Origin of the sequence: Brevibacillus sp. HB1.2 (genome assembly GCF_013332495.1) — a bacterium.
Taxonomy (GTDB): Bacteria; Bacillota; Bacilli; order Brevibacillales; family Brevibacillaceae; genus Brevibacillus; species Brevibacillus porteri.
In genome coordinates, this window is the sequence record NZ_JABMIU010000007.1 from 185,960 (window position 1) to 199,124 (window position 13,165).

The window sequence follows — 13,165 nt, forward strand, 5'->3', positions numbered from 1 at the left end:
CTGGACCTGCTTTTTTCAATCCCGAAACCACAAGGAGCTATCCATGACATACAACACAGAAACGACAATCGACGAGCAGCACCTGGTTGCTCAAATCAGACAAGCAACAACCAAAGCAAATCGCAACAATGTCACCCGCACACAAGCATACCTCGCCTTTTATCGCGAACACCAAGAGGTTCACTGGGCGTTATTGGCCCATCTGGTCTCACGAAATGGCGGGTGGAACATGACGGATTTAAAAGGAGAGTGGCTACCGCTTATCATGGATGCACAAGCAATCGAGCCCTTTTTTTGGTTTTTGGAAAGATGTAACTGGCTGATTTTTCACGATGCCTATCCGCAATTACTACTGTATGCGGAGATGAAACGAACGGGGACAGATTTAACAAAGCTTTTGGCGCCACTTGGTGTTTCAGTCTTTATGCAAACGTATTGGCAAGAGTTCCTCGCATCTAAAGACAGTGCGCGCATTACAAATGCACTCATCGTCAATGAACAGCAGTATATCGAACAACGCGTCGTACAGAAGCCATTTACACTGAATCGTATATTCGCTTCGTTTGCCTTCGTCGCCCAATCAGCTCTCTCGATGAATCAAGTGCTCATTCCTTATAAAGCGCATCTTACTGACCGTCGACTTAGCTTGATCGGATTGAATGTCCATCATTTTCCCGATGTCCTGTACCGCATTCAAGTCGGAAAGACGTTGTATCAGCTATTGTTTGGGGATCGCTTTCGTTTTGAGAAAATGCTCTCCTATTGTTCTCGTATCCCTCATACAGGTTCACGAGCGGATTATTGGCCGCATTTGTTCACACCTCATCATACTCCGCTCACCGCAGAAGTTGAGTATCAGCTGCGATTGAATGGACATGAGTTGCTAGAAGGAAGTCCGAAAATATATAGCCCACGTCTTCAAGATGCATGGGCTGATTATGGACACGATCCGGCAGATGGGGTAGATTGGTTTCGAGACGAAAAATGGCACAAGGTCGTGAAAGAACCAGCTTCACTGCCTTCCATCGATAGTGATTCTTATGTGCGTTCCTTGCAATGGATCGAATACGGTGTCAAACTCGTTTCAGCAATTACGTAGCTTGGAAGGAGGCAGCCTCATGGAAAAATGGATGCAAGAAATGGCGTTGAATCAAACAAGTTTTTTGCTATCCTGCCAATTGCCGAGCGGTACCTTTCGCCTTAGTCCCAAACGTGATCAAATCAATCCGTACTTCACCAACCTCGGAATTATTTCCCTCATCCGCATGAAGGAGCTAGAGGCTGTTCGCGGTCATCTCGATTGGTATTTGCGGAACCTGAATGCGGACGGCTATATCAATGATTTTCGACTTGAACAAGGCAGAGAAATCGATACCGGCACAAATGATAGCGAAGATAGCTACCACACCACCTATTTCAGCCTGCTAGCGGAATGGATACGAGCAACGGGGTGTATGGACTGGTTACATGCCAACCACGCGAAGCTCTTATCCCTTCTCCAAGCAGTTGCCCGCCTTCAACAAAAGGACGGCCTGACCTGGGCGAAGCATTCGTATCGAGTCAAATATTTGATGGACAATTGCGAGGTGGCCAAGGGGCTGGCAGATGCTTCGTATTTATTTTCGTTGATCGGAAATGTGGAGGCTGCCGAGGAAGCAGCTGCACGCGCCAAATCCTGCGAGCTCGGCATCAATGGCATGTACAGTCGGATTCGCAAGTCGTATGCCATGTATGATCGTACGTACCCCGGCTGGCGAAAATGGTACCCGGACGTCACCTCGCAGGCTTTTCCCATTGTCTACAGCTTGACAGATGCCAACACCGCCTCACTGCTCTACCAAAGGATCACAGCCGCTTTCCCGCAATTTGATACGTTTCAGACTGGTGATTTATATCCGTGGATGACGATGGGGGTATGCGCGCAGTTGATGGGTGATAAGACACGAGTGAAGACAATGCTCGTGACCGCAACAGACTTGTACATACACGGTCCCAGGTACCCGTACTGGCTGATTCAAGATGCCGGGCGCTATATTGAGTTATTATTGGAAAGGCAATCGTGAGGTTTTTCTAGGAGTTGCTTTACCCAACGATAGCAACTCTCCAGTTGTTCGTCCGTTACTTGTTCGGAGCGATGCTCGAACATGATCTTAACATGAGGGTTTTCCTGGCGGATAATCGTCAGGTAGTCCTCGATCGGAGCCCAGCCTTCATCCGGTTTGCATTCGGGAAGAACCGGATAGTGAACGAATTCGACCGTATCAGCAGCCACCTTCATACTCTTCAAATGAATGCTCCACGCATATTTCGTATACTTTTGGATGACTTGACGGGCATTGAAAAACGGGTCGATTTTTTCTTGTAGGAATAATCGGCCGGTATCGAGACAGAGCTTGATCGTTGGATATTTCTGTAGCAAGTGCTCTAAAAATTCTGTCTCATACACATATCGGTTGAGTGCATCGAATTCAAGGACAGGTGTGAAACGAAACTCCTTGCCTTTCTCAGCCAACCACGCAAACAGCTGCTCACTACGATATTGAAACTCTGCTTCCGTGTAGGCATGCTCCCATACATAGTCTCGCGAATCATGAAAGCGCCATACACTCCAGTCGATGCGATCGTCCAAGATGACTGGCTTCGGATAATGGAATAAGACATAGGTTGGCTGTAATGACGCCATATACGCCAATTCCCTGTCAATCCATTCAAAAGCCTCTGCTCTCGTCTGATCATTCGCATCCATAAAAAGGGCATCCCGCAGTTCAGATTGACCTACACGTAGCGAAAAATGAACTCCAATCGCAAATCCTTTTGCTTGAGATTCACGCTGTAGGAATTGGATATCCTCCTCCGATTCAAACAAACATGCCTCTATGCCGTAAAAGCCCTCTTTAAAATCTCGTGCGTATTTTGCCTGATCAAAACCTCCATATTGACCAATCATGAAATTTTTCATTCGAGGGTTTCCTCCTCTTTTCCGGCGGTATAGAAAACGCGGGGAGACTATCCCCGCGCTTGCTCTACTTTCTTTCAATTTTCGTACCCGAGTCGTGCGTCACCACGAGAAATGGGGTCAATTCCCCTTCCTCCCAATAAAAAGGCAAGACAGAAATCGGCACTTGCCCTTTCGATGCAAAATCATAGGTGAGACGCGCTAACAGATGGGCCCCGGCTTCTCCTGTCATATCCGCCACGATCAGCACATCCTGATGCGGAATCGCGACACCGAGTGAGTCTCCTTGCTTCTTCTGATCCATCTCCGCCAGAAATGAATCAAGCAAAATTCGGCTGGCCGCGTATCCATCTGTCGGACTGATAAAATGGATGCGCTGACCCCCTACCTCTTGTGACTTCACTGAAAAGGGGAGCTTTCGCAAGTTTTCCATCGCGTATGAATGAAGCTGCTCGCTCGTCCAGCCTGCTTCCTGCAGCATCCGCTTCTCAATCAATGCGTAGCCTTCTCCTTGATCTAGGGCGTACAGTACGTACGTATCAGCTGTATGCTCCTTCACCACCCACCGCTCCGGGTACTTGTTGATCATAGAGGCATGACGCAAAACCGGATAGATGTTATGCTCTTGGCCGCTTACTCTTAGTTGTCGATCCAACTCCATCACTCCCTTCCCTTTGTTCATTACCAAGGTGGATTATCATCGTCCTCTGTAGGTGTGCTCATCGGGGTATAGGCAACGTTCTGGCTTCTCTCTTCAATTTCTTTCACGATGTCCGTCAATGCCTTTGGCTTTAAAAACTCAACAGGGGACATGCCACGCTCGAACTGTAGCTGCTCGCCTTCTAATAGCACCAAATAACGCCCATTCACTTTGGCAATATGCAGGCTGGTGCCGTAATCGGCCAATAACGTGCGGACCTGCATATGATCCAGCTTGAACTTCAGCTCGACCTCTGGTTGGCGATCTGTAATGATTTGCATCGCTTCCATCACGGTCTCATGCTCCCATTTTTCTGCGAGCTCCCGCTTCGGACTTGCGGCAATGAGTTCGATTGCTTCCTCTTCCCGTATCCGCTCTTCGGACGCTTCGGGATACGTATATTCGATGTGCTGTCTCGCCAATGAAATGACTTCTTCAGAGACGATCTGTGTCATCGTCTGTGGATACTCGATAAAGCGCAGAAACTCCTCGAAATACCTCGCGTGGGAGAACTGATGAATTTTCACGTGATACGGGTCATTCATCCCAGATTCGATCATGTACGGATACATGAGCGATTTCATGTTTTTGGCATTAATCGCCATGCGTACATTCGATATGAGGCTCTTCTCATCTGTGATAACCGCTGTTTTTTGTTCGAAATCGCATTTTAAAATAAAGACGTAGCGCTCGTCAATCAGCTCTAACCTCGTCCGGACCACAATCATGACCCCGCCTCTCACCTGAGAGGTTCGCAAATACGACTGAATCAGCTCCTGACAGGGCTCTTTGCTCTCCCCTGACGTTTCCGCTGCCAACAATCGATTCAAGAGGGCATAGTTGGGGTTCGAGTCCAATGGATGTCCAGGCTCCAACACAAATTGACCCAGTTTTGTCGGTGTGCCTTCTGTCTTCGGATTCATCTCGACTTTTCTTTTCGCAATCCGGGCGAATTCCCCATCGAGAAAATCTTTCAGCTCGCTTCTCTGATATTCATCATGGCTCAAATAGCGCGTCATCCGCACTTGTTTAATGCCATCCTCTTCTTCAGGCTGTTCCATTAGATAAAAGGATAACCAGTCAATTGTAAAATTCATACCCTTCGCTCCTGTCTGCATGTAACGAACTGATTATAGCAAACCTATTGAAAAAAAGGTCAGCTTTTTCAAATCATGATAAGATGAAGGGAGGAGGGGAAAATCACACAATGTGGATTCGTATGAAGTCATGGTGGAACGAAACGATACGCGATAAACCGTATCAGCCCGGCCACCTAGCAGGTCAGTATGAAATAACAAAAGTGTTAGGGATGGGAAGCTACGGGATCGCTTATCTCGCCACGCACACCCCTACAGGTAATCAGGTTGTGCTGAAACAAGTGAAACCAAGCCTGCGGCACACTCCCAAAGGAGAAGCCATGCAAGAATATGAAAAAAAGGTGCTGATGTCCCTCTCGCATCCGCAAATCCCTCGCTGTCTAGATTCCTTCACGTATCGGCAAGACTCGTTTATGGTTATGACTTATATTGCGGGCCCGACACTCGAAGACATGTTGTTTGATCAAAACATCGTGGCTGATGAGCAAAAATGCGCCGAATGGATCCGCCAAATCGGGGAACTCGTGGCTTACCTCCATGAGCAAAATGTGATTCACCGCGACGTACGCATCCCCAACGTCATCTGGAAAGAGGACAAGCCGTACCTGATTGATTTTGGCCTCGCACGGTTTGTCGGTGATCGCCCGACTTACACAGCTGATACCCTTTCCGCCTATCCGTCTGAAAAACAATTGAAGCGAGAAGTTGCTCCTTCCAGTGATTTGTATGCATTAGGGCATTTCTTTTTATTCTTGCTCTATTCCGGGTATGAATCGGAACCGGACGCACCTGAAAAAAGCTGGGAAGAGGAGCTCTCGATATCCCCTTCCATTCGCATGATGATACGGCGTTTGTTACAAATGGACGCCCCTTATGAAAGCGTATATGATTGGCTAACAGACCTGGACCGCTATTTGATCCACTACCAAGAAAAAAGAGCAGGGCATCCGTAGACTTCACGGATTCTCCCTGCTCTTCTTCGTCATTCATTCTGCAATCGGCTCTTGTTTCGCCTGTTCCATCTTTTCTTTCAGTTCCCCTGCTTCCTGGCGCAGCACTTGTCTTTCGTGTTTCGTCAAAACTTCTCCACCAACCGTGCCATTTACCAGCAAATCCTCTTCATATAAGCGATCTTTGCGCATGGAAACCTCCTGCAGACAAGTTGTGTACTTCTTGTCCTACTTTGTTCCAAAGCTGCCCTTCTTATGTGCACGATTTTGATTCCGTTTTGCAGGGCTCGTATTTTTGGCTGGAGCTCCTGGCTTTTGTGCTGGCGCGGGTTTTCGTACAGGACGCGGATCTTCCAGCGCTCCGTGCGTCATGAATTTTTCAGCAATAGGCAAGCCTGTTTGCTTGGAAAATTTTTCGATGATAAAACGTTCCTGTGTCGTAATGATCGAAAAGACCAGTCCGGCACGCCCCATTCGCCCAGTTCGGCCACTACGATGAATGTACGTGTCAGCGTCCGATGCAGGATCGTAATGAACAATACATTCCACACCTGGAATATCAATGCCACGTGCCGATACATCTGTCGTAATCAACACGGGGAATGCTCCATCCCGGAATTGTTGCAGGGTGCGGGCACGCTCTTCTTTTGAAGCATCACGATGCAGGAATCTGCATGGCAAATGGTGGTAGTTGAGCTTCGATACAATCTCGTCCACTTTTTCGATTTGATTGACAAAAACAATCGAAGAACGAACATTGACGAGGCGCAACAAACGACGGAGCGTGTCCACCTTTTTGCGTGGGTCGGTGACCAAATACATGTGTGCTACTCCTGCTGCGCCTTCTGGTGCTGCTGCGCGGATAACGGCAGCATCTTTTGTGAAAATTTCAGCCGTATGTACGACTTCCTCTGCAATTGTCGCTGAGAATAACAATCGTTGTGTATCACGCAGTGTTTTTTTCATGACCTCTTGAACTGGCTTGCCAAAGCCCGCATCCAGCATCCGGTCAGCCTCGTCGACCACAACTGTCTTCACTTCATGGACCTTTAGCTTACGCTGATCAATCAGCTCCAGCAGTCTACCTGGTGTTGCTACGATCAATACAGGCTTCTTTTTCAGTCTCTCGATTTGGCGTTTCACATCGACTCCGCCAATAATGGACATCACGGCCGTGTCCTTCCCTGGCAGAAGACTTTCTGCTTCCCGCGCAATCTGAACAACGAGCTCATGCGTCGGTGCGAGTACAATGGCTTGTACATCTTTTTGCTCCATATTGATTTTCGATAAAATCGGCAATAGATAAGCAAACGTCTTGCCTGTCCCAGTCGGTGATTCAATCAAAGCATCTCGACCAGCCATAATCAACGGGATGGCTTCACTCTGAACAGGTGTCGGTGTTTCCATTTTTCGCTCTCGCAATATAGTCAACAGCGGTGCGCTAATTTGTAAATCTGCAAACGTGGTGCTCACAAAAACCCTCCTGGCATAAATTCGTGCATTGGGTAAGCTTACCACACTTTGCAGGTAGAAAACAGAGGTAAGCCAGTCCTCGTGAGGTAAGGTCCGTCAGAGATAGAGAAAAACAGGCGAAATCCGAAATGGACTTCGCCTGACCTTCCATCTACCCGTTATTGGAATCGATACGGGTTTCCTGCTTCTCACCCTGGTCTTGACGGTCCCGGCTGGTGGTTTGGTTACGTGTCCCTTTTGGACTTTCCATGTACTCCTCTACTTCCTTTTGAAACGCCTCATCATAGTCACGCACACCTATCACCTCCTGTCCTTTATTTTGACCAGGGTGATCACATATTATTTTCCTGAAACCTTTTTCCCGGTCATTCGTCTCTTCATATAGGAATAATAACCCTCGTACAATTTGTCAAATGGATGTGAATATGGAATGGAGACGTTATCGCGCACTCGCACACACAAGCGAGCCAAGCGCAAGAGACCATGGCGTTGGGTTAAGAAATGGATGCTTGGCACGGCCTTAACCTGTACAACCTTAGCTCTACTAGGAATTATTTTTTTATTTGGAACGAAAAACGGAGAAGAATTACGTGAGTGGGCGGCAGGCACTTTGCTGACAACACAGCATGATTACTGGGCCCCCTATACGTTTTTACCTGATGAAAAACTAAAAGAACTAAAACAGCAAATTACACATCCGACCGTTATCAATTCCGAAGGCACAGGCACGGCAGGACCTCCTGTTCCGTCGAAATCGAATCTGGTAACCGTCACACTTCCGGAGAAACCAAAGGAACTAATCGAGATTGAGGAAATAGACGTCTCAAAAGGCAGTTATTACTTTAAAGGAAAAATCATGTACATTAGCGACCCAAGCAGAGTACGGCTTGTCGTCACGAATCGCAAGGACCGTGGAGATTTGCTCGATGAGTTTGTAAAGAAAACAGGCGCAATAGGGATCGTCAATGCGAGCGGATTCGCTGATCCAGACGGCTACGGCAAAGGAGCGCGTGCCTACGGCGTTGTCATCCACGACGGGAAGATTTTGCAGGGTTACAATCCGAAAAGCGGAGAAACCGCGTTAGGGCTTACCTATGACGGTAAACTCATTACAGGCAGCTACTCGGCTGAACAACTCGTAAAGATGGGCGTACGTGACGCTGTGAGCTTCCGTCCGCAGTTGATCGTAAACGGGAAAAATATGTTTGAAGGAAAGCCTGCCAAGAGCTGGGGCATTCAACCGCGTACCGCGATTGGACAAAAAGAAGACGGGACGATCGTATTTGCTGTCATTGACGGACGCCAGCCCGGCCATTCCATCGGCGCAAGCATGAACGACATGGCAGAAGTATTGGCAGAGCGTGGCGTGGTAACGGCAATGGCCATGGACGGCGGTTCCAGCTCCATGATGCTGCACAACGGTGAAGCCATCACGAAGACATCTTCTCCTTATCATCGAGGCCGCTATTTGCCAAATGCATGGGCTGTTTTTTAAGGAAGTGTCGAGGGGATAGAGGAGGTCACTGATTTATGCATAGACTTTTTCATTATAGTGAAGATCCGACTATTACGATATTTCAGCCTCGCGCCCATCCCTCCCACCCCACACTAGCTCCCGCTGTATGGGCGATTGATGAAGCACGAGCGCCGATGTATTTTTTACCGCGAGATTGCCCGAGGATTTGCTTTTACAAAAAAGCAGATTCCGAGTCAGCAGACGTTGAGCGCTTTCTTGGCTTGACGAGCGCCAACATGGTTATGGCTATCGAAAGTAAATGGTACTCCGTGCTTACACAAACAAAGCTATATGAATATACCTTCTCACCAGAATCTTTTGATTGCTGGGACGAAGGCGCCGGCTACTATTTGTCAAAGGAAACCGTTACGCCACTAGACGTAAGACCATTAGGAGACCTCGTGCACTGCCTTAGCCAAGCGGATATTGAATTGAGAATCACTCCTTCGCTGTTACCGCTTCGAGATTCATTGCTACAAAGCAGTCTGCACTTTTCCATGATCCGTATGCGAAATGCGTCGCTCACATAAAAAACAGGCAGTCTCACCCAATGGTGGCTGCCTGTTTTTGCGTTTACAATTTAATCGGTGTTTTTGCCTGCTCCAAGCTCCATTTCTCAACATCCCACGTCTGCGTAACCCAATCCTCATAAAATTCAGGTTCGTGACATACGAGAAGAACGGTCCCTTTGAACTCCTTCAAGGAGCGTTTGAGTTCTTCCTTGGCGACGACATCCAAGTGGTTCGTCGGCTCGTCAAATACCAGCCAGTTGCTTTCGCGCTGCAGTAATTTACAGAGACGAACTTTTGCTTGCTCTCCCCCGGACAAAGCATTCATATTCCGGTTGATATGCTCGTTTTTCAAGCCACAACGTGCAAGCGCTCCGCGAACCTCATGGTTATTCATGGAAGGAAAATCATTCCATACATCATCGAGTGCAGTAATTGGCTTCGCCTTTACCTCTTGCTCGAAGTAAGCAGGATGGAGGAAATCGCCTTTCTCCAGCTTTCCATCCAACGGAGGAATCACACCCAGCAACGTTTTCAACAAGGTAGACTTACCGACACCGTTCATGCCGACAATTGCTACTTTTTCACCGCGCTCCAGCTTCACACTCAGCTTCGGCAGCAAAGGATGAGAATACCCGATTTCCAAGTTTTCAGCCTCGATGACAAAACGGCTACTTGCTCTGGATTCCTTAAAGATAAACGAAGGTTTGGCAGCTGTTTCCGGCTTGTCGATTCTGTCCATTTTATCAAGTTGCTTTTGACGGCTCTTCGCGCGACCGGTAGTAGAAGCACGAGCTTTATTGCGCGCAATAAAGTCTTCCATTTTCGCGATTTCTTCCTGCTGCTTCTCAAACGCATCAAAATGCTGGCTGCGTTTCGTCTCGGACTGAGCCAGGAAGGATTCGTAGTTCCCTGTGTAACGATTCAGCTTGGTAAATTCCAAGTGATAAATCACATTCACGACTTCGTTCATGAAGGTCGTGTCATGGGAAATCAGCATGAAGGCATAAGGATATTCCTTCAAGTAGTTTTTCAGCCACACGATATGCTCTTCATCCAAGTAGTTCGTCGGCTCATCCAGCAATAGAACAGTTGGTTTTTCCAGCAACAATTTTGCCAAAAGAACCTTGGTACGCTGACCACCAGAGAGCGATGCTACATCGCGCTCCAAACCGATTGCACTCAAACCCAAAGCGTTGGCGATTTCATCTACTTTCGCATCGATCAAATAAAAGCCGCTTGTTTCCAGCTTGTCTTGAATTTCGCCCATGCGCTCCAGCAATTCTTCCAGTTCCTCAGGAGTTGCCTCGGCCATTTTTTCACCAATCGTCATCAGTTCAGCCTCTTGCTCTAACAGCGGCAGGAAGGCGTCCTTCAGTACGTCACGAATCGTTTTACCAGCTTGCAGCTTGGTATGCTGATCCAAATATCCGTATTCGATTTTGGGCATCCATTCAATACGACCATTATCAGGCAAGTTTTGGCCTGTCAAAATCCCCATCATCGTTGATTTTCCTGTACCATTTGCGCCTACGAGTCCGACACGGTCATTCGGTTGCAAACGGAAAGACACATCGCGAAACAACACTCGGTCTCCAAAACCATGGGACAAATTCTCTACAATCAAAACACTCATGCTCTATTCTTCCTCCTGATCTGTTTCCTCTATGAGGCTTACAACAAAATTCTTTCAAAAAATGCAGGAGCGTACCGTGCCACATAAGATTCGCCCGTAAATACCAATTCGTCCAGCCGGACACGCATATCCTGGAGGTTGACACGTTCCCCGGCGATGTTTAAAATCGCGGCTCGTGTCATCACCCTCAGAATATTGACTTCTGTAGCCAGCTTGTCACCGAACAACTTGCCACTATGCACAATCTCTGAGCGATGATTGTACGATTTTTTTACAAACTGTGCAATCCGTTCACGCTGTAAGGCGGTTTCTCCAAAATAGTACGCCATTCGGACACGCAATTTATAGGTAATCTCGCCTTTTTTGCCATCGGGAACAAACAATGATTCCAATGCAATCCACAGATCCAACAGCTGATCCTCATAGTTTTTCTTCTCCAGTGAAAGCGAATAGCGACGAAAAGCAAGGGATGGCAGCTTCTGTTCGACTAATGAATGAAAAATGCCCGCAGTTTCATCATCAAATGTGTACTTGTCACCATCAAGCGATCGCTTCAAATACGTAATGCCATACATATTGCCATTGACGGTGATGATGTAAGGAATCGAACAAGTCCCCGTTGTAGACGCTAGATTCAGCTTACTTTCGATTTCTTCAATCCATACCCGATCATCCGTTATTTTCATCTCTTCGTGATCCCCAACTAAAAATAAACTGTTGGGATCTACACGCAAATCAAAGGTTCGCTTGTTCTCGTCCATTTCATTGCGCAAAAAACGAGACGCGATTTCATATGGCTTCTTTGCGCCTGATATGAGCGTGTACGAATTAGGTAAATCGATCCGAACGGGCTGTGCTGTTGTTGAATTGAATACGGGGGCGATTAAGACCGGCATAGTTCTCGCTCCTTCCAGACCAGCAGAGCTCGTTTATTGTTTACATAATAAATATTATGTTCTATAAACAGTATCGTGCCATTCTGTAGTTTTGACAACATATCAATTCCTTCTAAATGTGGACATGCTTCCTCACCATACGAGTTTGGAACAACCTCATTATAGAATACCAGCATTTCCTATGATTCGTCATCATGTGTTTACGCCAAACTAGGTAAAGAAGGAGTTGATTTTATGGAAAAGGACCATATTCTAGATGAAAATCCGCATCAAACTTACAATAATGTAGCTCGGCCGCTGGAACAGACTGGCGAACCCCAGCCCGGCTCTAAAAAAGTGAAGCAGCAAAATCATTCACGTTCCATTCAAACACGCGAAGGATAAAGAATGGCACCCGGCTCCATTGCAGTCGGGTGCTACTGCCCTTCCTTTTTTTTACATCAAAAAAGATTGAATTGTCCCACAAGGATGCACTATGATAAATTTAGTATCCTTGATGGAGGTTAAGTGAAGATGATCACCATTCCACTTCCGGGCAACCATAGCCCTCTTTCCAATTTGATCAGCTATAGTGTTTCCCCGCTATACGAGATGGCTGCTAGTTTGCATACACTCGCCCAAGAGACACCTCCCGAGCGATTTGCGTATTGGACCGAAGAAAAGGTAGAGCAGTTTGAGTCAGCCCGTCTTTTAAAAGAATGGGGTTATTTTGTCCCCCTCTTTCGATATGGGATCCCAGACTCATTTGACCCCCTACATACAAAAGGTGTCATGGCTGTCGATGATCAGTATGAGTACTTCGTAACACTTCCCACTGATCATTTTGTGCGTAGCATGAAACCGATCTTGGAGGAGTGGATATCGCATCACGATACTCCTGTGGTTGCCTTCGATTTAGAAGAGGATGCCGACTATGTGAAAGGCCGTTTCAGCCTGTTCGTTTCATCTTATTGGCAGTTATTTTTTGAGGCGAATTGGGAGGCGATTGCTCCAAAATTTGTGCGTGAAGCAGAACGGATTTATTACTCTTTACAAGGAATCCATTCCCTTACCACCTATCTGCAATCCATTTCTCCCGCAATTACCTATGACACAGAAACTCATCAGCTAACCTGTCCGAGTAATGGTCCAAGCTACGATGCGCAGCATCTCATTCTTTATCCGAGCTATTATTATGCCCAAGAACCCACGCTTACGAAAAAAGGCTGGAATGCCCATTTGCTGTATTCCATCTCGGAAGTTCCCACTCAACCAAAAACGCCCTCATGAAGGGCGTTTTTCATGTTGCATATGAGCGACAATCAATTTATCTAATTGTTGGCTGATTCTCACGATTTCAGGGTCAAGAAAATTGTAACCTGCATCTTTTGCTGCGCGCTCTAGTTTTAGTCGCAAGTCATCAATCATCTGACTCGTAATTTCCATGCTGCAG

General features: G+C 47.1%; 16 protein-coding genes. 7 read left to right on the plus strand and 9 right to left on the minus strand.

The genetic code is table 11. The features are described from left to right. Positions 1–43: 43 nt before the first annotated feature. Positions 44–1,099: a DUF2515 family protein gene (locus tag HPY28_RS17905; RefSeq protein WP_174231076.1), complete on the plus strand. Its 1,056-nt coding sequence runs from the start codon at positions 44–46 to the stop codon at positions 1,097–1,099. Between the two features lie 19 nt (positions 1,100–1,118). Further along, positions 1,119–2,063 (plus strand): prenyltransferase/squalene oxidase repeat-containing protein, encoded by a 945-nt coding sequence (locus tag HPY28_RS17910; protein WP_173623609.1) that lies wholly within the window; start codon positions 1,119–1,121, stop codon positions 2,061–2,063. Here HPY28_RS17910 and HPY28_RS17915 read toward each other — a convergent pair. The 3 genes from HPY28_RS17915 to HPY28_RS17925 all read right to left on the minus strand — a co-directional run bounded on the left by HPY28_RS17915 (position 2,030) and on the right by HPY28_RS17925 (position 4,753). Beyond that, complete coding sequence (locus HPY28_RS17915; protein WP_174231077.1) at positions 2,030–2,959, minus strand: apurinic/apyrimidinic endonuclease family protein; 930 nt, start codon at positions 2,957–2,959, stop codon at positions 2,030–2,032. The two genes, HPY28_RS17910 and HPY28_RS17915, sit on opposite strands and share 34 nt — an antisense overlap. 64 nt (positions 2,960–3,023) lie before the next feature. Continuing rightward, entirely contained in the window at positions 3,024–3,617 is a 594-nt protein-coding gene (locus tag HPY28_RS17920; RefSeq protein ID WP_173623658.1) for a DUF1444 family protein, read from the minus strand. A 20-nt stretch (positions 3,618–3,637) separates the two neighbouring features. After that, positions 3,638–4,753 carry a DUF3900 domain-containing protein gene (locus HPY28_RS17925; RefSeq protein ID WP_174231078.1) on the minus strand — a complete coding sequence of 372 codons (1,116 nt, stop codon included), beginning with the start codon at positions 4,751–4,753 and terminating at the stop codon, positions 3,638–3,640. 110 nt (positions 4,754–4,863) lie between these two features. Here HPY28_RS17925 and HPY28_RS17930 point away from each other — a divergent pair, with 110 nt between their 5' ends. Continuing rightward, a complete protein-coding gene (locus tag HPY28_RS17930) occupies positions 4,864–5,706 on the plus strand; it encodes a serine/threonine protein kinase (protein ID WP_174231079.1) in 843 nt (280 codons plus the stop codon). A 33-nt stretch (positions 5,707–5,739) separates the two neighbouring features. Here HPY28_RS17930 and HPY28_RS17935 read toward each other — a convergent pair whose 3' ends face one another. The 3 genes from HPY28_RS17935 to HPY28_RS17945 form a co-directional block, all read right to left on the minus strand. Continuing rightward, the gene (locus tag HPY28_RS17935; RefSeq protein WP_007718860.1) at positions 5,740–5,895 is read right to left on the minus strand and encodes a hypothetical protein; all 156 of its coding nucleotides are present in this window, start codon (positions 5,893–5,895) and stop codon (positions 5,740–5,742) included. A 36-nt stretch (positions 5,896–5,931) separates the two neighbouring features. Beyond that, positions 5,932–7,176 (minus strand): DEAD/DEAH box helicase, encoded by a 1,245-nt coding sequence (locus HPY28_RS17940; RefSeq protein ID WP_174231080.1) that lies wholly within the window; start codon positions 7,174–7,176, stop codon positions 5,932–5,934. A gap of 151 nt (positions 7,177–7,327) precedes the next feature. Beyond that, positions 7,328–7,471 carry a hypothetical protein gene (locus HPY28_RS17945; protein ID WP_007718864.1) on the minus strand — a complete coding sequence of 48 codons (144 nt, stop codon included), beginning with the start codon at positions 7,469–7,471 and terminating at the stop codon, positions 7,328–7,330. 135 nt (positions 7,472–7,606) lie between these two features. Here HPY28_RS17945 and HPY28_RS17950 point away from each other — a divergent pair, with 135 nt between their 5' ends. Beyond that, positions 7,607–8,671: a phosphodiester glycosidase family protein gene (locus HPY28_RS17950; RefSeq protein ID WP_017249154.1), complete on the plus strand. Its 1,065-nt coding sequence runs from the start codon at positions 7,607–7,609 to the stop codon at positions 8,669–8,671. A gap of 35 nt (positions 8,672–8,706) precedes the next feature. Further along, entirely contained in the window at positions 8,707–9,222 is a 516-nt protein-coding gene (locus HPY28_RS17955) for a DUF6886 family protein (protein WP_174231081.1), read from the plus strand. A 43-nt stretch (positions 9,223–9,265) separates the two neighbouring features. On the opposite strand, the gene HPY28_RS17960 is transcribed toward HPY28_RS17955, so the two are convergent. Both HPY28_RS17960 and HPY28_RS17965 read right to left on the minus strand, forming a co-directional pair. Further along, a complete protein-coding gene (locus HPY28_RS17960) occupies positions 9,266–10,837 on the minus strand; it encodes an ABC-F family ATP-binding cassette domain-containing protein (RefSeq protein WP_017249156.1) in 1,572 nt (523 codons plus the stop codon). 38 nt (positions 10,838–10,875) lie between these two features. Then, positions 10,876–11,733, minus strand: coding sequence for a HEPN domain-containing protein (locus tag HPY28_RS17965; RefSeq protein ID WP_017249157.1), 858 nt, complete (start codon positions 11,731–11,733; stop codon positions 10,876–10,878). A 234-nt stretch (positions 11,734–11,967) separates the two neighbouring features. Between HPY28_RS17965 and HPY28_RS17970 the strand changes: the two genes are divergently transcribed. Next, on the plus strand, positions 11,968–12,117 hold the full coding sequence (locus HPY28_RS17970; RefSeq protein ID WP_015891582.1) for a hypothetical protein: 150 nt from the start codon (positions 11,968–11,970) through the stop codon (positions 12,115–12,117). A 129-nt stretch (positions 12,118–12,246) separates the two neighbouring features. Continuing rightward, complete coding sequence (locus HPY28_RS17975) at positions 12,247–13,002, plus strand: hypothetical protein (protein WP_174224186.1); 756 nt, start codon at positions 12,247–12,249, stop codon at positions 13,000–13,002. On the opposite strand, the gene HPY28_RS17980 is transcribed toward HPY28_RS17975, so the two are convergent. Beyond that, complete coding sequence (locus HPY28_RS17980) at positions 12,997–13,158, minus strand: aspartyl-phosphate phosphatase Spo0E family protein (protein WP_017249159.1); 162 nt, start codon at positions 13,156–13,158, stop codon at positions 12,997–12,999. The genes HPY28_RS17975 and HPY28_RS17980 overlap by 6 nt on opposite strands. Between the last annotated feature and the right edge of the window lie 7 nt (positions 13,159–13,165).

Bases quoted from the DNA above. Each gene is read 5' to 3' on its own strand.
- HPY28_RS17905 (WP_174231076.1), top strand. From the start codon at position 44: ATGACATACAACACAGAAACGACAATCGACGAGCAGCACCTGGTTGCT.
- HPY28_RS17910 (WP_173623609.1), top strand. From the start codon at position 1,119: ATGGAAAAATGGATGCAAGAAATGGCGTTGAATCAAACAAGTTTTTTG.
- HPY28_RS17915 (WP_174231077.1), bottom strand. From the start codon at position 2,959: ATGAAAAATTTCATGATTGGTCAATATGGAGGTTTTGATCAGGCAAAA.
- HPY28_RS17920 (WP_173623658.1), bottom strand. From the start codon at position 3,617: ATGGAGTTGGATCGACAACTAAGAGTAAGCGGCCAAGAGCATAACATC.
- HPY28_RS17925 (WP_174231078.1), bottom strand. From the start codon at position 4,753: ATGAATTTTACAATTGACTGGTTATCCTTTTATCTAATGGAACAGCCT.
- HPY28_RS17930 (WP_174231079.1), top strand. From the start codon at position 4,864: ATGTGGATTCGTATGAAGTCATGGTGGAACGAAACGATACGCGATAAA.
- HPY28_RS17935 (WP_007718860.1), bottom strand. From the start codon at position 5,895: ATGCGCAAAGATCGCTTATATGAAGAGGATTTGCTGGTAAATGGCACG.
- HPY28_RS17950 (WP_017249154.1), top strand. From the start codon at position 7,607: ATGGAGACGTTATCGCGCACTCGCACACACAAGCGAGCCAAGCGCAAG.
- HPY28_RS17955 (WP_174231081.1), top strand. From the start codon at position 8,707: ATGCATAGACTTTTTCATTATAGTGAAGATCCGACTATTACGATATTT.
- HPY28_RS17960 (WP_017249156.1), bottom strand. From the start codon at position 10,837: ATGAGTGTTTTGATTGTAGAGAATTTGTCCCATGGTTTTGGAGACCGA.
- HPY28_RS17965 (WP_017249157.1), bottom strand. From the start codon at position 11,733: ATGCCGGTCTTAATCGCCCCCGTATTCAATTCAACAACAGCACAGCCC.
- HPY28_RS17970 (WP_015891582.1), top strand. From the start codon at position 11,968: ATGGAAAAGGACCATATTCTAGATGAAAATCCGCATCAAACTTACAAT.
- HPY28_RS17975 (WP_174224186.1), top strand. From the start codon at position 12,247: ATGATCACCATTCCACTTCCGGGCAACCATAGCCCTCTTTCCAATTTG.
- HPY28_RS17980 (WP_017249159.1), bottom strand. From the start codon at position 13,158: ATGGAAATTACGAGTCAGATGATTGATGACTTGCGACTAAAACTAGAG.